The sequence below is a fragment of the Streptococcus sp. SS4 genome, assembly GCF_030440125.1.
Taxonomy (GTDB): domain Bacteria; phylum Bacillota; class Bacilli; order Lactobacillales; family Streptococcaceae; genus Streptococcus.
Map to the genome: position 1 here is coordinate 21062 of NZ_JAQFJM010000009.1, position 18112 is coordinate 39173.

Here is an 18112-nt window from a genome sequence, read left to right on the forward strand (position 1 = left end):
TGACACTACTCGTTTCTAGCCAAGAAATTATAATTTCAAGGCTAACATGTTAACCGTCATACCTGCTGCTGTTCCCAAAAGGTAGACGACATCTCCTTCTTTAACTAAGCCATGATCTAATGAGTAAGCTAAACCAAATGGAACAGATACAGAAACCATATTACCATAGTCGGTAACTATGTTAAGATATTGATCTTCAGCAATACCAAGTTTATCCATTACCAAAGATAAGGCGCGACTAGCTTGATGGGGAATGATGTAGTCCACATCCGCAAGAGCCAAGTGAGTTTTCTCTTGGAATTCTTGGAACATATCAGGAAGCTTATGCGCTGATAAAAGGAGAATTTTCTTGCCCTTCATATCAAACATAAAGTCCGTTTTTGACTTTTCTGAATATTTTTTAGGATGGTAAGAAGTCAAACCTCCACGGATTTCAGTATCATGAGCACCTTCTGACCAGGTATGTTGTAGACTTGCAATAACCCCTTTGTCTTGAGAACTTGCTTGGAAAATAAAGGCTGCTGCTCCATCACTAAAGAGTTCAAAACTTTCTTTTTGTTTCGGATTGAGACCCAGACTTCCGACCTCACTAGATACAATCAAGACACGATGGTATTCACCAGCTTCAATCAAGTAGGACATTATTGATAAAGCTGAGATAAAACTTGTACAAGTCGTATTGATATCCATGGCTGGGATGGCAAGTCCTTTTGCCACGCGCTCATGAATCAAGGCTGCAGTACAAGGAATAGGCTGCACACCAACTGCACTGGCTGAGACAAGACAATCAATGTCATTAATTTTCAAATTGGCATTTTCAAGAGCTCGTTGGATAGCCACTTCGGCCAAATCCAACTGTGTTTCTTCATCTTCTACAACACGATAACGTGTTTGATTTTTGAATTGTACGGTTTGTTTTGGAAGACAAACTCCATAACCTGCGATTTCAACATGTCTTTTTACTTCTGTCATTGTCATTCATCCTTTCATAAACGCTGAATACGTTTGAGTTTTCGACTGGTATCCCAATGATAATCGGAAAAATGGATTTCTGGAACCTTAAACTGCTTTTGCTGCGCCAAGAGTTGAAACTGAGCTGTGATAGCTTCTTCTACTTGCTCGTCTCGTTGGCTGAGACAGACTTCAACAATCTTCTCTGAATGTTGCTTGACTTGATAGTCTCCAACATTTTCCACAAAGAGAATACAACGCCTGATAAAATCAGGATAGATTGTCACCTGTTCTCCATCCTGACCTTCAAAGTAGAAAATATCATCGGAGCGACCTTCGACCTTGTCAATCCTTGTATAATGAGAACCACATGGACAAGGTTCAGGATTTTCAACCAAGATATCATTAAGTTTGTAACGGTAAACAGGTTGACTGCTTCGCTTGAAATCCGTTATCACTGGATAAAATCGATGCTCATCCAGATACTCTTTCTCTACAAAAATGATATCCTCATTGAGGTGAAGATATCCTGCAAAACAGGTGCAGGCTAGAAAACCTTCCGTCGCTTGATAAACCTGGTCAATAATGGGTAGCTTAAAAGCACTCGAGATGCGAATTCTATCACTATCCTCTAAAATTTCTGCTACAGAGACAATTTTTTTCGGTGAGATAGACAAGTCTCCTGCCTTAAGACGCTTGCTCAACTCTATCAGCATGGAAGCTGGTGCCACAACAATCGTCGGTTGATAATGATTAAGACGTTCAATATGTTCATCAGTATTTTTGAAAATATCGAAGTATTCTAATCGTATCAATGCCGTATTGATAGTCTGGTAGAGTTCATTATCTGCTCTCAGGAAAAAGGCAATTCGGTGGCCAAAAAGATGACCCTTGGGCAACATCTTAGCTAGAATAGCTGCCGCCCACATGCTCCGCTCTTTCTCAGTCGTGATGAAAAGGCCACGATGTCCCGATGTTCCTGAAGATAATCCAACAGCTACTTCACCTTTAAGTTCGGTGAAGTCACGAGTCTTTTCACTCTCGATAGCTAAGGCTAGAGCCTCATCGCGATCGATGCCTTGAGTGTTTAACTCGTTAAAATGCGTCATCATAAAGGTCTTATCCATATGGTCGAAGTCAGTAGGAACACCATTTTTGAAATAAGGAGACTCCCGTTTTAGAAAATCCATATAGTTAGATAATTGCTTTTTCTGATAAGCTTCTAAAGCTGCTCTCGTTTTGAAGTTGTGAAGCCATCTGGTTTGGATAAAGGTTTTAAGAAAGGTTATTTTTTTCATACAAGATACGCTCTATCCTTTCTACAGGGTCATGGCTAACTAGTACTTCCGTCCCATCTTTTAGGATATCCTCCAGTAACTCAGTACCCTTGATATAATCCGCCATATTATCCTGAACCAAGGACGGAATGAGGTGCATTTGTTTCGTATAAGGTAGCAAATCGACACCCCAGCACAAGTCCGCTGCGATAAAAAGATTATAATCTTGAATATAGAGACAAGCCTGACCCTTGGCATGGCCATCAACAGAGGCTACCAAGATACTTCCATCTCCAAATAAATCACAGGTCGGACAATAGGGAAAAGTTGAGTTTTGCTGATCAGCCTTGATTACTTTTACCTGTTTCTCAAAAGACGCTGGCAAAAATTCCTTAAAAATCAAATCCTTCAACTTAGGCTTCTGATAAACCTCATAAACCTCCTGAGTCAGAAGGAAGCTCGCATTAGGAAAGAAGCCAGCCCCTCCCAAATGGTCAGGATGCAGGTGGGAAAGCATAACATAAGTTATGTCATCAGGCCTAATCCCCTTCGCCTTCAACAAGTTTGAAATTTGATCCTTTTCTGTCATCTGCACCGGCGTTCCTATACGATACAAGCCATAGCGAAGCTTGGTCTTAATATCGTAGTGATAACCTGTATCATAAAGCAGATAGCCTTTATCTCTGTGTTTGATTAGAAAGACACCGGCTGGAAAGGTCATCTTTTTATTCTTGACTTTCTTGAACAAAAGACCAGTATAACTAGTACAATATCCCGCAGAAAAATAATCAATGCTTTCGATAATCTTGGACATATTGTTCAATCCCTTCTGAAATCGTTATTTTAGGCCGATATCCCAAGTCACACTCTGCCTTGCTAATATCTAAAGTCTGACTATAGCGCAGTAAATAATAGGTATAGCGTGTTAGGGCTGGCTCTCCTTTGAGCTTTAGTCTCTTATAAATACACTCCAAACTACTTGAAATAACAGACACAAGTGGAGCTGGAATTTTGCGATAGCGGATGGGATAGCCCAAACCTCTCAAGGTTTCTTCAATCAAGTTCCTAAATGCTCTGGGTTCTCCATTGGTAATATTATAAACCTCTCCAGCTGCTTGAGGAGTTTCCAAAGCCAGACGAATAGCCAAAGCAACATTTTCCACACAGGTCATATCCATCAGTTGGCGACCATCACCAATCAAAGGAATACCGATCTTCTGACTAAGATTAAGAACACGTGGCAAAATGCTGGTGTCTCCAATCCCAAAAAGTCCTCGAGGTCGCAATATGACACTAGACACATCAGGATAATCTTTAAATAGTTTTTCTGATGCCAATTTACTTCGAATGTAATTGTTAAGCCTATTTTCCTGAGGGGCATCGCTTTCTTTGATATCCAGCTGATCTCTAGGCGCTGCATAGATACTTGGAGACGACACATATACCAAGCGCTCGATTTTAGCCTTACGGCAAGCTTCAAGGACGTATTTAGTTCCTAAGACATTCGTTTGGTAAAAGTCTTCCCAAGGACCCCAGACTGTTGACAAAGCGCCGGCATGAACGACCATATCCATTTCCTGACAAGCCTTAGTCAAATCCTCTTGGTTAGTCAAATCTCCTTGAATAAAGGTCACAGAGGCATTTACCAGAGACTGGCCAATTGCACGATTACGACCAAAAGCTCGGACTTGATAACCATGCTCAACCAGTTCTTCCACAACATATTTGCCTAAAAAACCTGTAGCCCCCGTTACTAAAACTTTCTTCATTGTTTTTTCTCCTTGTCTGCCAGCAGGCGAGCTATTTCACCTTCCACTACTTCTGTAGGATGATATGATTTGGCAGCATGACTTAAAGCCTCTAACTCAGACCAATCTTTCTTAGCCAACAATGCCTCAAAAGCTTGCCCAATTGCCTTGTCATCCTCTCTTTTGGCAGTCAAAGCCACACCTGCCTCAAGTCCACGAATAGCATAGTCATACTGGTCATAATCGTGAGGAAGTATTAAGGATGGCTTTTTATTTATAATACATTGGAAAAAAATACCTGAACCACCGTGGTGAATGACATAATCCATCTGAGGAATGTATTCATTGTAGGGAAGATAAGAAACCACTGAAACATTATCCATTAATTTTTGGCATTGGAATTCTTGCCCTCCAAGACCTAAAGTTACAAAAAACTGGCACTCTGGATGAGACTTAGCTAACAGCTTCGTTTGGTAAATTAAATTGTCCTTTGCCCAATCCAATTGGGTCCCACAAGTCACAAAGACAATTTTACGATTTGCAAATGGCGACAAATCAAGAGGATAATCCTCACATCGCTCAACTGAACCTCCAGTAGGACCCACCCAGTGGTAATGTTCTGGGAACCCTTTCTTTATCTCCAACTCTTTCATTCCTATTCCTAAAATAGAATACGGTGAATAGATACTCTCTTGTCCCTTATGGTTGTACATTTTAAAACCATAACGCTTTAAACGATTTCGTAATAAAAAAGTGGCGGAACACTTCAAGAAACGAGTCAGTTTTCTGCCTAGCCATTGTTGAATCAATTGATTGCGATTCTTCGGACTTCCCATTCCTCCGAAGAAACAAGGAGGACCATCCGTCGTTTCAATAGCAAATTGTGTGGCCATTGTTGTTATCCACGGAATCCCCATTTGCTCTGCAACAAGTCCACCCGACAAACTGACATAATCGGCAATGACTAAATCAGGTCGGCTTACTTTCCATTCCGATAGTAATTGATCGGAAACAAGATTAATAATATCAAGACTAGCTGATAGTTGACGATAAGCAGAAAAAAGGCACAATTGCTCCTTATTATTAGCCACCCTTTCAAAGTCCATTTCATGACCTTCAAGAATAGTAACAACCTTAAAGCCTGCTGCCTCAGCTACTGCACGTTTCTGCTGTCCTGTGAATAAACGAATATCATAGCGAGGATTTTTTAATAAAGGCATTAGCAGATTCATGGTTGGATAAAGGTGCCCACTTAATGGAACGATGACCACGTCAATTTTTAGTTTTCCCATAACATTAGCATAGCAAATTTTTTTTGAAAGAACTACTCAAAACCAAATACTATCTAAACTCATTTTCTCTGAATAGATACACTTCTTCAGTAAGATTTTTCATCCATTAATCAATCAAAGCTTGCCACAAATACTTTAACATAGAACTTTTCAATATTTTTTAGCAAGAATCCCCTAACTTACCTCCATCATAACAAATATTCTTTCCAAAGGAATTAAGAGGTAGTTTTCTGTCTCAGTAAAATCTGATAAACTAGAGTTATGCAAACAACAGACTCATTTAGTAAGGCAATTATTTTGGGAGCTACAGGAGGAATTGGACGTCACCTAGCAACTGAACTGGCAAAACATCTTGATTTTCTGGTTCTAGTAGGCCGAAATCCAGACAAATTAGTCCAACTGCAAAAAGAATTAGCTGGAAGCAAGGCGCAACTGTCAATCCTAACATTAGATATGCTAGATCAAATGGCTTTAGAAGCTTTTGTAGATAACCTAGATGCAGATCTTCTCGTCAATTGTGCAGGGTTAGCTTATTTTTCCCAAGGTAACCATCTAGCCACAGAAAAGGAACAAGAGCTCTGGCAGGTAAACTACCATGCTCCAGTCCAGCTAATGAAATTGCTAGTGCAGAAAAATCGGAAAATCCAGCTAGTCCAACTTTCTTCACTGGCAGCTCTTTTTCCCCATCCCTATTTGGCCGCATACAGTGCCAGTAAGGCTGCTCTGCAAACTTACGTTCTAGCCCTCCATGAGGAACTAAAAAAAGCAGATTCTCAGGTCCGAATTGCACTTTACCTTCTTGGACCAGTCCAAACAGGTATTTTTCCTCCTAAACTAGTAGAAGCATTGGGAGGCAGTCGCTTGCAGATGAAGCCTGAGAAAGTCGCTCAGCAGTTGATTCGATTCATAGAAAGGGGTACTTCCTATGCTGTTATCGGCCTTCGCTATCGTTTGCTAGTTTTGCTAGGTCGTCTGCTTCCCCAAAGATGGATTATTCGTCTCCTTGCAAGGTATTTACGAAAGGGACTTATTAATAGATGAAATTTATATTTATATTTTTAGGCGTTGCTTATCTTCTCTTATTTCTCATCCGTTGGTTGCTGTCCTTCATTTATTATAAAAAAGGCCATTCTCATATTGCGGACTTCCCAGAAGAGCTTTTTACAGTGGTCCAACCCATCCTCTCTGGGGATCCTCGTTTAGCGAATGATTTGCGGGCTAATCTCCAGCAAACAGAATCAGTGGAGTTCTACTGGTTGATCGACCAGTCTGATACAGAAGCCCAGCGAGTAGCAGATCAGATTTGCCAAGATGCTTCCTTTGCCCAACGCATTCGAATCTTTCTCATTGAAGACGTCCCTCAGGGGATTAATCCCAAGAGCTACAAGATTGAGCAGGTTGTAGAGGAGCTGACCCGGCCTTATCTGATTGTTTTGGACGATGATAGTGTGATTGATTTTTCTAAAATGGGTGAGCTGACTACCTATCTAGGTCAAGAGGTCATTCTGACAGGTATTCCCTATAACCAAGAAAGAAGTAATTTCTGGTCCAAGCTGGTTGCAGCATTCGTTAATGGCAATTCTTTTATTACCTATTTTACCATGGCAGAAGTTGAGGCAAATCACTCCATCAACGGGATGTTTTATATCCTACCGGTAGAACTTGCAAAAGATCAGGGGCTCTTCACAGCGATTAAGGACTATCTATGTGATGATTTAGCTGTGGCCGATTTTTTAAGGAGTAAAGGAGTATCCATTATCCAAACGCGGGTTACCTGTAATGTTCGAACCACTATAAAAAACGCTAAGCAATACCTGCTCCAGATGAAGCGGTGGCTTCTCTTTAGCTCTATCTATCTCAAAGAACACCTAGACTGGAAGGTCTTTTGCCTCATAGGTTTACCGAGTTTTCTACCTCTTCCAGGTTTGATCTTAAGTCTTATTTTAGGTTGGCCTTATCTTCTTATAGCCTTAAGCTTACTGGTATTCAAGGCAGTTTGGATGCTCCTCTATCGACAAAGCATTCTAACCAATCGCTTACACTTAGATGAAGTCACCTACGAAGTGCTGAATGATCTCCTGCTTCCTTGGCTGTTTGTCTATGTTCTAATGACACCTCCTGTGATTAATTGGCGGGGGCGGAAGATTCGAGTGACGGATGGAAAGATTCGTTATGAGTAAGATGAAGTCCTATCTAGACCGTTTGTCTGCTTTGTCTCCTGATCAGACCATGCTAGACTCTGATCGCTTGGTTCTCTTTCTTAGTGGGAGCAGTGATATTACTTGTGCCGGGCTGACAGCTGGGCAACTAGACCTCCTCCATGCAATTTGTCCATCTGGCTATTCAGTGGTAGCCAGTAATTTTCCCTTCAATCAAGATTTTGAACATATAAAGTCTCCACAAGTATCCCTCTTGTCAGCTTCTGCATCCAATATCATCTACTATTGGCATACGATTTTGAACCTTCGTTTCCAAAAGTTGTTACAGGAGCACTTGTCTCCCTTGTTGGAAGCTCAGGAAGTAGTTCTTGTTTGTAAGAGTTCAGGTGTCAATATGCTGACCCAATGGTTGAATAATTTGGGTAATGAGATATCCCTTCCAAGATTTCGCATAATCGCACTTGGTCCTGTCTCCCAAAAACTCTTAAACAACAAAAAACTAGAGCTACTGGTCATCAAAGGAAAGAAAGATCCTTATTCACGTATTCTGGATCGCCATTCAGCGGATATTCAAGTGGATACGGATCATTATAACTATGAATACAGAGAAGATGTGAAAGGAATCATCTATGACTGGATTAGAAAAAGTGATAAAAATTGATGTGATAAGCGTTCCATTTAGTGGTCATTTATTTCCGACCTTGACACTGGTGAAACCCTTGTTAGAAGACCCTCGTTTTCAAATACGTGTCATTACAGGTTATCAAAAGAAGAAATTAGTTGAAAAAATTGGCTTTGACTGTGTTGCCTTATTTCCAGATCGTCCGACAGTGATGGAAGATATCGCCAATACCTCAAAGCAAGCAAAACCACATATTATGTACCAACAATTAATCGCAAATAGCAAACTAATTCCAGAAGTTATAGACGAAATCAAGCGAATTTGGGAGTCCGATGGAAAACCAGATTTGATTATTGCAGATTTCATTGCAGCTCCTGCTGGTATTTTAGCAGACCGTTTGGGAATTCCCTGGATTACGACCCTCCCAAGTCCAGTAGCTATTGAGAGTCGCACAACTACTCCTGCTTATTTAGGAGGTTGGAAACCCCATCAGGGAATCCTCTACAAATGTAGAGATGCACTGGGTAGACAGATTATTCGCATGGCAAAAAGAATTGGCTTTGCACTTGTTAAAAGAAATCTTAAAAATTTACAAGATTTCAAACTTTATAGAGAGGATGGTACAGAAACCATCTATTCTCCTTATTCAATTCTGGCTCTGGGAATAAAAGAGTTGGAGTTTAGAGATGATTTTCCATCCCATCTTAAGTGGGTTGGTTATCGCTGCCTTTCTTTTGACAAACTACCCAAGGAACAAGAACAGTATTTCACGACCTCTCAAAAACGCGTGTTAGTGACTTGTGGTACCCATTTAAAATGGGAAAAAGAAAGAATGGTGAAATTGGCCAAAATGCTAAGTCAAGAATATCCTGACTATCATTTTTATGTCACACTAGGTAACCCAAGTGGTTTGCAAAATCCGCCACATCATCTAAATAACAATCTTTTACTTTTTGATTATCTGCCCTACACAGACATTCTAGATAAAATGGACTTTGTGATACATCACGCTGGTTCCGGTATTCTAATGGGATGTATCGAACAAGGCATTCCTAGCCTTATTCTTCCTCAAGATTTTGATCAGTTTGACAACGCCTTACGAGCTGAGTTAGCCCAGGTAGGACTTGTCTCTCGAAAAAAGACAGATTCTGAAGTCTTAGATTTATTCCAAGCATTAATTTCTCAAAAAGATTGGCCTAAATTACACTCTCTAACTCAGATAAGCAAAGCCTATCAACCTACAGAAATACTTTATCAAGAGATTGAAAGACTCTTAAACATAGATAAATAATCTTATTAACAAAAACTTAGGTCCTCTCCTAAGTTTTTTTGTAAATTTTAGTCAATATAAAAAGCCAACCCAAGGTCAGCTTCTTACTGTCTAATATCGATCAGCGAGTTCGTAAAAAGTGCGGACGACACGTCCTTTATAATGCACTCTGACTTTCCGTAGCCAAAGGCTATCACCTTTTTCAAGAATATTAAAGTTAGACTGGCTGACGAAAAAGTTACGTTTAGTGTCACCAACTTTAACCACTAGGAAATGATTAGCCCTTGTTCTTGGTGCTTTGGCAATTCTCTTTCCAATAATGACGCCAACAACCTTAGTCCAATCTTCGTTATAATAGCCCATCTTGGTTAAGACAAAGAGGAGAAACCTATCCGTTACTATCCAAATACCAGCAGAAAGAGCTAGGGTGAAAAAGATAAATATTCCCATCACCAAGCTAAGACTACCACTCTCAAGCCCACTTTCAAACCAGAGATGCAAGCCTTTCTGATTTCCAAAATACAAGAGAGCTAGGAAAATACCTGTAAGGAGGAGAGCGAAGACTCTTTCACTATTTCTTAAAATAAAATCTTTCATGTCCTACTCCTTCTCTACCGTAGTGTAGCTTCCATTTTCACTCTTGATAGCAACATCTGATGACATGGCAACTGATAAAGTAATTGGACCACGGACTTGGCCGTCACTATCTCTAAGTTCCCAATTGCTACCGTCATTGCTTGTAGCAAGCCCTTTGTCTTCTTGACCATTTTCATAAACTGGCAAAACATAAACCTCTGTCACGCCTGGTAGTTCTTGATGCTGTCCTGTCGAGCTATCCTCAATCACAAAGGTTGAACTGGCCTGGCCGTAGACCACCTTTTTAGTGTCAGAAATGGGCTTGTCTGACTTTTTAGCTAAATCAGAAATAGCAGATGCTGCTTTATCCACCGTCCCCTGTGAGACCAGTTCATTTCCTGTAAGCCCTGTAATGACTTGTATCTTCTTGGGTTGCGATTTCAGCATTTCTCGGGTGAAAAAGCCATTGGCGAGGAAAAAGATACCACATACCATAATGAGAAAATAGACGACAATAATCTTTTGCCCTGTTCGGGTGGGCTCGGTCACTTCCGTCACTTGACGTATCGGACGTCCCTGCCAAACATCTTGCTTGTATTTTTTATCCAAGAGGTCACAAAGGTAGGCTTCCAACAGTGCGAAGTCAAGCTCCTTGGCTAACGTTTCAAGCCCTTCCAAGGTCTCATATTTCAGACCGCCTCTTTCGAGTATAGCTCCTATAGTCTTAGTCAAACGGTAGGCAAAATCCTGATCACCCAACCAGCCCGAATCAGAGCACTGATTGATATAACCTTTGAGTTTAGAAATAGTCAGAGGATTGCATAGAAAATACTCCTCAACAACTTGAAGAAAACTATCCTGATCCTTAATAGCTAAATCTTCTCTAAAAACAGAGTCCTCGCTAGTCCTTGAATAAGGCTCACTCTGATTGAACGTTTCATGAATATCAGATAAGGCTAACTCATCCAACTGTTCCTGTTCTTCCTCAGAGATCACCTGCTGAAACACATGTTCTGTCACTTGCTTGTCTTCGACTTCTTCAGTCGCAGAAGCCGTAAGCTCAAGTTCTTCAATACTATCTTGATTTTGACTAGACTTGCTAGAATCTGCAGCTTGTTTAAAGGAAGCTTCTAGCTGAGAGGCAGATACCAGACCAGCCACACTGCCATCAGCCTGTTTATGGCCTATGACGGCATCCATATCCTCATTTTCAGAATGCGATTTTTGCCAGGCAAGGGCCTCTTGATAAGCCTTTTGCAGGCGTTGGAAATTTTCAGGGTCATCCTCAGGGTGATAAACCTTACTTTGTTTGGCGTAGGCTCTCTTGATGTCCTTAAGATTATTGGTTGGTTGAATGCTCAAAATCGACCAAAAATTCATGCGTCACCTCCTATCTCCAGAAATTAGGGTCATCAGACCTATCAAAGGGTTCACCAGTCTCCTCATGGTCAGCTTCTTCTTGACGGAAAATATCCAAATCATCTAGTGACAAGATATTTTCAATGCTATCAAGATAAGCTTGGTAGCGTTTCACGATTTCTTTTCGCTTCTTGATATTGTTAATAGCCAACTGATAGCCTTTTTCAAAATCTTCCATTTGCCACAAAAAATGTAATTGCATCTTATAAGGCATTTCCATGACTAAACGATAGGCCCGCTCAGACTGCGTTTTAAAATCGGCCTCAAAGGACAATTGATCAGAGACAAGCTTAATATTTTCCAGATGCTCACTCTTATCGACTTCTTCGATTTTACTTTGACTACCGATACGATACGTTTTAGTCTCGCCTGTTGACCCCAGTTTAACCTCTATATAGAGCATGGAATTAATATCGTAAGTAAAGGTGGTCTCAAAAAATTCTGTCTTAGTCGCAGTTCCAGGAACATCGATAATAAACTCATCCAAAAAGAGATTTGCCTCAGGGTCGAGTGATTCTCCCTGATAAATCATAAAGCGACACTGTTTCTGTCCCCGACTGGCATAATAATATTTACTTGCAGAGGTCGGAAGGACAGACAGCTTATTAATGACCTTTGAAAAGATATTTTTATCAAAGTCAGAGTCATAGGCACTGATTCCCAATGAGAAAGGACAAATATCTGTAATCACCAAATCTTTGACCTTCTCCTGACGCTCTTTGACCGCCAAGTAAGTCCCCAAACCACGCGCAACCAACTCATCCATATCCTTCAGACGCTTAATAGGAAGATTGAGCAGATTCGTGATATAAGATTGAACCAAAGGCATCATGCTAGACCCACCGACCAAGATAAAAGCATCCAACTCATGAGCCCTGTAGCCACTATCACTCACTGCCCTACCAATGACTTTCTTAACACGATCAAGAACAGGTTGGATAATGGACTTAAGCTCAGCTTGAGTGTATTGTTTCATGTAATATTGGTCATCGTAGGTCAAGGAGACTGCAGCCACTTTTTCTTTTTGTAGCTTGAGTTTGCAACGTTCTGCGGACAAGAGGAGACTAGATTTTTGCTTCGTATCTAACTTTTCCAAATCAATTCCTTGCGACTGACAAAAATCTTCAGCAATAGCCTTATCAAAGTCACTACCTCCCAAGAAGTTATCCCCTGCAATGGAAACAATTGAAATCACATTATCAAAGCAATCAACCACAGAGACATCAAGTGTCCCTCCTCCAAAGTCAAAGACGATGAAAGACTCGTCCTTACCAATCTTATGACAAGCAATAGCTGCCGCAGAAGGCTCGTTAATCAAACGTTCCACTTTAATCCCCAATCGTTGTCCGATAGCCTTGGTCGCAGAGCGTTGCTTTTCATTAAAATAAGCCGGCACACTAATAAGTATCTCATCTACCTTTTCACCTAAGTAACTCTCCGCATCTGCTACTAATTGTTTAACCACCAAAGTTGACAAATCCGTTGCCGAAAAAGCTTCCCCATCAAGGTAAAATATTTCATTGGTTCCCATTGAACGCTTAAAGAGTTGGGCCGTATTCTCAGGGTCAGTCACTAAGCGTTCCTTCGCAATTTTTCCAACCGTCAAAACATCATCCGACACATGGACCACGCTAGGCGTCAAATAGTCGCCAAAACCATTTGGAATCAGCTCAACCTCACCTTCACGATAGGTAACCGCTAGACTATTCGTCGTTCCCAAATCAATACCAATTGTTGCCATAACATTCTCCTAAACTGCTTTTGTCCTTCCATTATAACATAGTCAAAAATGTCCTTTTGCAAGAATTAAATAAACTATTTCAAATGAACCATGAATTAAGAAGGCCTGCATATAATGACATCACATTCTTTTTGAGAACAAAGTAAGTTTAACTGAGACTTTCCGCTATGATCCCCCCTAAGAACTTAAACTTCAGAGGTTCAGAAATATCGAGACCTTATGCTCTAAGCTTAGGTATGGAACTTCCTTGACGTTCGCTGACGTCCATCATCACCTAAGGACAGTCTCGAAAAAGATTCTTTATTAAAAAATAAAAGCCAACCCAAGGTCAGCTTTTCATTATATTATTAATTATTTTTTGAATGGTTCTTCCACCATGATGAGAGGATGGAACCTGAGATATTGTGCCAAATACTAAAGATAGTCGATGGAATCGCAGCTTGTGGTACGAAATATTTCATGGCAAGGGTTGCTCCAAGACTTGAGTCTTGCATCCCCACTTCGAAGGTAATGGCTTTTTGTTGTGGTTCTTCCAAACCAAGGATTTTTGAAAATCCAAAACCAAGGGCATAACCACAAAGGTTATGGAGCATAACGACTGGAATGACAAGGGCTGTCGCTGCTGTGAAAATATTAGCATGGTTGGCAGAAACAACTGCTCCAACGATCAAGAGGATGGCAGCTTGTGAAATCAAGGGCATAATCTTGATGATGGCATCGATTTTCTTACCAAAGATTGAGTGAACAAGCACACCCAAGATGATAGGGACAACCACGATACGCAAGGTACTAAGGAAGAGGCTTTGAGCAGGGACACTCACGTACTGACCAGCCAAGAATGACAAGAGGGTTGGAATCATGAGTGGTGCCAAGAGAGTTGAGAGGGTTTCAATAGAGACATCCAAGGCAACATCCCCACCTGAAAGGAAGGCCATGACACTAGATGAAGTCCCACTTGGACAAGACCCAACAAGGATAACCCCTGCTGCTGTCGCACCCTTAAGATGGAAAATCATACAAAGTAACCAAGCCAAACCAGGCATGATGACATAGTGGGCAACAGTCCCAAGGACAACTGGAATTGGACGCTTAGCAATACGTTTAAAATCTTCAGTAGTTAAGGTAAGTCCCATACCAAAGAGAATCAAACCAAGTAGATAAGCCGTATTGGGAATGACCCAACTACTAGTTGCGGGAAGGGCATAGTTAAAGGCAGCCCAGAGGATAACAGCTACAGTAAACCATTTGCTGAGCCATTTACTAAAAGATACAAGTGACTCCATAATGAAACCTTCTTTCTATTTTCACAGAATAGTATAGCACTTTCATTTTGGATTACAAGGTAAATTTCGAATTTTCTGAAATTAATTTCAAAAAATAAACCCTCACACTTAAGATGTGAGGATTTTGTGATTTATATAAACGTTAAGCCTTGTCTTGCGACTTTTCTTCAAACTGTTGAGCCCGTTCTTCTCCCCACCACAGTGGTAACAATTCTCCCAAAGTGATGGTTTGACGTGTTTCGTAGTCAACCATAAACTCTAAATGACGATTGTCGGGATGGAGTTCCATTAAAAATTCTCGACAAGCTCCACAAGGCATGCCAGATGGTCCACCATGAGGTGGCTGGTCACGAAAGGTGATAATACGCTTGACCTTAGTCTGACCAGTTTCTTGATACATATTGAAAAGGGCAGCCCTTTCGGCACATAGATGGAAAACACCACACGTCCCTTCCATACAAAAGCCTGTGAAAATTTGCCCATCTTCAGCCTCAACGGCAGCCACAACGTGCCTAGCATAGACAAAGTCTGAGACTTCCTGTAGCTGATACAAAGCTTTTGCCTTTTCATACATCTTCTGCCAAATATCCATTATTTCTCTTTTAACCTCGATCACTTTCTCTATGCGACTTGATAAAGAGTGCAAGCCCTGTTGCTACTACAGTATAAGCCAAAATAAACAAAAGTGATTTCCATGAAAATGTCCCATCCTTTGCAAAATTAACGACCAATTCATTGACATGATAGACAGGTGTCCACTCAGAGATGCTCTGAACCCACTTAGGGAACATGGAAATAGGAACCCATGAACCACTCACTATAGGCAAGACAAGGTAAATAATATTTGCCACAAGAGACATGAATTGTTGAGATTTAATCTGAGCGATAAGTAAACCAAAAGCTAGAAAGAGCAGACCGGACAAAAGTAAGAGAGCACCTGACCCTACCCATCTAAAGAATGGCATCTCTACATCTCGGAAAAAGGCACCTACACAAAAGGTCACAATGATGGCAACCATAAAGTTTAGAAGCACACGAAAGATTTTAGAAAGATAATAAGCTGCAATACTAACCTTTGAGTGCTCGATATAGGTCAACCAGTGTTCAATTCGGTCCTCTTGCAACATATAGGGAAAGGTAAACAAACCAAAACTAGACATGGAGAAGCCAGTCATGGTCAGCATATAAGACAGCAAAAACTCTTTTTGAGCTTCTGGAGTAGGTGCTGAGAAGATACTAGAAAAAAGGAGGAAAAATCCGACAGGTATCCCGATTCCCATGATAAAGACTGGCCAACTTCGCCACGTTTTAATCCATTCAATTTTTAGTAATGCTTTCATGCCTTGTCCTCCCTTGTTGAATCAAATAGGCTATCCAAGAGTGTTTTATTTTGAATTTCAATATCAGAGATTCCACAACCCGAACCTTCAAGACTTTGCCATACCTTATCGATATCTTTGGTCATGAAGCTAATGACATCTCTCTTCTCAGTAATCTCATAGATGTCTGGCAGTCCGTGAACAATGCTAACAAAGCTACTTGGCAGAGTAACCTGCTTCTCTTTCTCTTCGTGTCGCATAGCGTATGGCGTGGTATCTCTGATAAGTTTCCCTTGATGGAGGACTAAGATACGGTCAGCTGTGTGTTCCACTTCTTCGATATAGTGAGAGGAATAGAGGATAGTTGTTCCAGCTTTTTTCAAATCATTGACAATCTCCCAGAAACGCTGACGAGTAGAGGTATCCATACCCGCTGTCGGTTCATCCAAAAAGAGGATTTTAGGTTTATCAATCAAACAAAGGACAAAAGCCAAAAGACGTTTTTGCCCACCTGAGAGTTTGTCCGCAAACTGCTGGTACTGGTCTTCCTTAAATTGCAGGAGTTCCTGAACCTCTTGATTGGTCAAGGGATTATCAGAAATAGATTGGAAGAAGGCAATCAACTCACTGACTTTCAAACTATTTGGAATGGTATTTTCCTGAAGGAGAACCGCAATTTTATTTTTGGCCTTACCTGCCTTACCATCAATAAGGACCTGACCACTGCTCGGTTTTTTATCACCAAGAATACAGGACATCAAGACAGTCTTACCTGCCCCATTAGCTCCAATCAAGGCGACACAATCCCCCTGATTTATCTCAAAACTAATATTCTCTAAAATGGTCTTTCCCTTGATGCGTTTTCCAAGGGATGTGACTTGAATAACCGTTTCACTCATACCTGTGATTTCCTTTCTTTTGTATAGGAACCATGCTAATTGACAATAGAGCTGATATCATTGGACTCCCTTAATACTCCACTTCCAACTCCGTACAGAAGAGACTTCCGCTCAGATGAAGTCTCGTTTCAACTTGCTCTAAATCAGATTCAAAACGATCCACCTTTACAGATGATAGGGGATGTGAGATTCCAGTGGTGTCCATGACACAACCATGAGGAAGTCGAATATGAACTTCACCAAACTTAGCATCAAGATGAACTGCTACCTTACTTGATGCAAAGCTAGCTTGACTCAAATCCAGCCACAGCTCACCGAAAGCCATATTCATATCAACCGTTTCGACTTCTTGAGAATAGATGCGATACCTATCCTCAGCCATATATGTCTTAACAGAAATATGTGGTCCTTCTTGGTCGTTCTTATTGACCTTATAGTCTTTAGTGAGACTCTTCTTTTGACTACGGCCATAGAGCAACTCTAAAGCCAAACCTATTAGAAAGATACCGCTAAAGAGATTCCACTGTGCAAAATCGAGGTCTAACAAGTCATGAACATAGGGTGATAAGAAGGCCAAACCAAGAAAAATAAGAAGAGGTCGCCTATTCAAGATACCAAAACAAAAGAAAGCCACGAAGAAGACCAGATTATAGTTGACCATGATCCAAAAATCTGGAATAAAGGCACTAGCGATAAAACAAGCTGCTAGTAAAAGTAACAAGAAGGACCGAAGATTAAATCGTTCCATAAGAAAACTCCTTTCTAAAGAAATGATTGCAATTTTCCAATTATTTTCACTATCAGTATAGCACTATTTGTAAACGTATTCAATATTATATTAAAAGGATTTGCAAGAAAAAAAGAGCTTTTGCTCTTTCATTATTTTCAATGTTTGATAGTTACCTGTCCAAAGGATACAGATCCTGTTAGAGAAACTGTAGTGCTTGATAACTCTCGCTCTCCTAGACTATCATAGCCTTTCACTCCTGCTAGGCTTGTATGAAGCCCGTGTGTATCCACTTGCCAATCCTTAGGTACTCGAATGATAACCTGAGAAAAATTTGCCTGAACAACAATCTGAGGTCGGTCCGTCATAAACTGCGCCTGACGCAAATCCAAGGTCAAACGTCCAAAATCGGCATTGGCATAAACAGTTTCGAGATTTTGTGAAGTCACCACCTGAACAGACTCTGAAAATAAGGTCTTAGCAAATACCTCTCGTTCATGTTCTTTAGACACCTTGTAAGAAAAGTTCTTCTTATAACTTGGCTTGCTCAAACGGTCCACCGCAATTCCCAAGATAAGAATTCCTACAAAGAGAGTCCATTCTGAATAGTCCAATCTAAAGAGGTCATGGATATAGGTCGATAGAAAAGCCATCCCCAAGAAAAAGAGAAATTTCCCCTTAGATTGCCAGCTCAAAAGCACAAAAAGCAAGGCTAAAATCAATTTATAATTAAAGGCCAAATACAAATCTGGAATAAAAGCTGTTGCGATAAAATAGGCAGCAATGATAAGTAAGGTAATAACACCTGAATTAAAGCGTTTCATAACAG

At 40.6% G+C, this 18112-nt stretch carries 18 protein-coding genes; 4 read left to right on the top strand and 14 right to left on the bottom strand.

The genetic code is table 11. From position 1 onward, the window contains the following. Nucleotides 1-27: 27 nt before the first annotated feature. The 5 genes from PCY16_RS08625 to PCY16_RS08645 are packed head-to-tail and all read right to left on the bottom strand — an operon-like array spanning nt 28 to nt 5268. Nucleotides 28-972 (bottom strand): 3-oxoacyl-[acyl-carrier-protein] synthase III C-terminal domain-containing protein, encoded by a 945-nt coding sequence (locus tag PCY16_RS08625; protein WP_195413918.1) that lies wholly within the window; start codon nt 970-972, stop codon nt 28-30. A gap of 14 nt (nt 973-986) precedes the next feature. Continuing rightward, the gene (locus tag PCY16_RS08630) at nt 987-2249 is read right to left on the bottom strand and encodes a F390 synthetase-related protein (protein ID WP_195413919.1); all 1263 of its coding nucleotides are present in this window, start codon (nt 2247-2249) and stop codon (nt 987-989) included. Further along, complete coding sequence (locus PCY16_RS08635) at nt 2227-3042, bottom strand: MBL fold metallo-hydrolase (protein ID WP_195413920.1); 816 nt, start codon at nt 3040-3042, stop codon at nt 2227-2229. Before PCY16_RS08635 ends, PCY16_RS08630 begins: the two co-directional genes overlap by 23 nt. Continuing rightward, the gene (locus PCY16_RS08640; RefSeq protein ID WP_195413921.1) at nt 3017-3997 is read right to left on the bottom strand and encodes an NAD(P)-dependent oxidoreductase; all 981 of its coding nucleotides are present in this window, start codon (nt 3995-3997) and stop codon (nt 3017-3019) included. Before PCY16_RS08640 ends, PCY16_RS08635 begins: the two co-directional genes overlap by 26 nt. After that, nucleotides 3994-5268: a glycosyltransferase gene (locus PCY16_RS08645; protein ID WP_195413922.1), complete on the bottom strand. Its 1275-nt coding sequence runs from the start codon at nt 5266-5268 to the stop codon at nt 3994-3996. The genes PCY16_RS08640 and PCY16_RS08645 overlap by 4 nt, the downstream gene beginning before the upstream one ends. A gap of 261 nt (nt 5269-5529) precedes the next feature. On the opposite strand from PCY16_RS08645, the gene PCY16_RS08650 reads away from it, so the two are divergent. From PCY16_RS08650 to PCY16_RS08665, 4 genes are read left to right on the top strand one after another with little or no spacing between them, the layout of a single operon-like run. After that, a complete protein-coding gene (locus PCY16_RS08650; RefSeq protein ID WP_195413923.1) occupies nt 5530-6309 on the top strand; it encodes an SDR family oxidoreductase in 780 nt (259 codons plus the stop codon). Next, nucleotides 6306-7448, top strand: coding sequence for a glycosyltransferase family 2 protein (locus PCY16_RS08655; RefSeq protein WP_195413924.1), 1143 nt, complete (start codon nt 6306-6308; stop codon nt 7446-7448). Before PCY16_RS08650 ends, PCY16_RS08655 begins: the two co-directional genes overlap by 4 nt. After that, nucleotides 7441-8088, top strand: a complete 648-nt coding sequence (locus PCY16_RS08660) for a hypothetical protein (protein WP_195413925.1) — start codon at nt 7441-7443, stop codon at nt 8086-8088. The genes PCY16_RS08655 and PCY16_RS08660 overlap by 8 nt, the downstream gene beginning before the upstream one ends. Continuing rightward, nucleotides 8057-9340, top strand: a complete 1284-nt coding sequence (locus PCY16_RS08665; RefSeq protein ID WP_195413926.1) for a glycosyltransferase — start codon at nt 8057-8059, stop codon at nt 9338-9340. The genes PCY16_RS08660 and PCY16_RS08665 overlap by 32 nt, the downstream gene beginning before the upstream one ends. Before the next feature lie 90 nt (nt 9341-9430). Here PCY16_RS08665 and PCY16_RS08670 read toward each other — a convergent pair whose 3' ends face one another. The 9 genes from PCY16_RS08670 to PCY16_RS08710 all read right to left on the bottom strand — a co-directional run bounded on the left by PCY16_RS08670 (nt 9431) and on the right by PCY16_RS08710 (nt 18107). Next, nucleotides 9431-9916, bottom strand: a complete 486-nt coding sequence (locus PCY16_RS08670) for a hypothetical protein (RefSeq protein WP_195413927.1) — start codon at nt 9914-9916, stop codon at nt 9431-9433. Nucleotides 9917-9919: 3 nt separating this feature from the next. Further along, nucleotides 9920-11275 carry a J domain-containing protein gene (locus PCY16_RS08675; protein WP_195413928.1) on the bottom strand — a complete coding sequence of 452 codons (1356 nt, stop codon included), beginning with the start codon at nt 11273-11275 and terminating at the stop codon, nt 9920-9922. A 10-nt stretch (nt 11276-11285) separates the two neighbouring features. Beyond that, the gene (locus PCY16_RS08680; RefSeq protein WP_195413929.1) at nt 11286-13055 is read right to left on the bottom strand and encodes an Hsp70 family protein; all 1770 of its coding nucleotides are present in this window, start codon (nt 13053-13055) and stop codon (nt 11286-11288) included. Between the two features lie 347 nt (nt 13056-13402). Further along, entirely contained in the window at nt 13403-14338 is a 936-nt protein-coding gene (locus tag PCY16_RS08685; RefSeq protein WP_013990402.1) for a bile acid:sodium symporter family protein, read from the bottom strand. Between the two features lie 142 nt (nt 14339-14480). Beyond that, nucleotides 14481-14930: a cytidine deaminase gene (locus tag PCY16_RS08690; protein WP_080611939.1), complete on the bottom strand. Its 450-nt coding sequence runs from the start codon at nt 14928-14930 to the stop codon at nt 14481-14483. A 10-nt stretch (nt 14931-14940) separates the two neighbouring features. Further along, nucleotides 14941-15678: an ABC transporter permease gene (locus tag PCY16_RS08695; protein ID WP_080611938.1), complete on the bottom strand. Its 738-nt coding sequence runs from the start codon at nt 15676-15678 to the stop codon at nt 14941-14943. Further along, on the bottom strand, nt 15675-16556 hold the full coding sequence (locus PCY16_RS08700) for an ABC transporter ATP-binding protein (protein WP_080611937.1): 882 nt from the start codon (nt 16554-16556) through the stop codon (nt 15675-15677). The genes PCY16_RS08695 and PCY16_RS08700 overlap by 4 nt, the downstream gene beginning before the upstream one ends. 70 nt (nt 16557-16626) lie before the next feature. After that, nucleotides 16627-17304, bottom strand: a complete 678-nt coding sequence (locus tag PCY16_RS08705) for a hypothetical protein (RefSeq protein ID WP_175061860.1) — start codon at nt 17302-17304, stop codon at nt 16627-16629. Between the two features lie 137 nt (nt 17305-17441). Beyond that, on the bottom strand, nt 17442-18107 hold the full coding sequence (locus tag PCY16_RS08710) for a hypothetical protein (protein WP_175061861.1): 666 nt from the start codon (nt 18105-18107) through the stop codon (nt 17442-17444). Between the last annotated feature and the right edge of the window lie 5 nt (nt 18108-18112).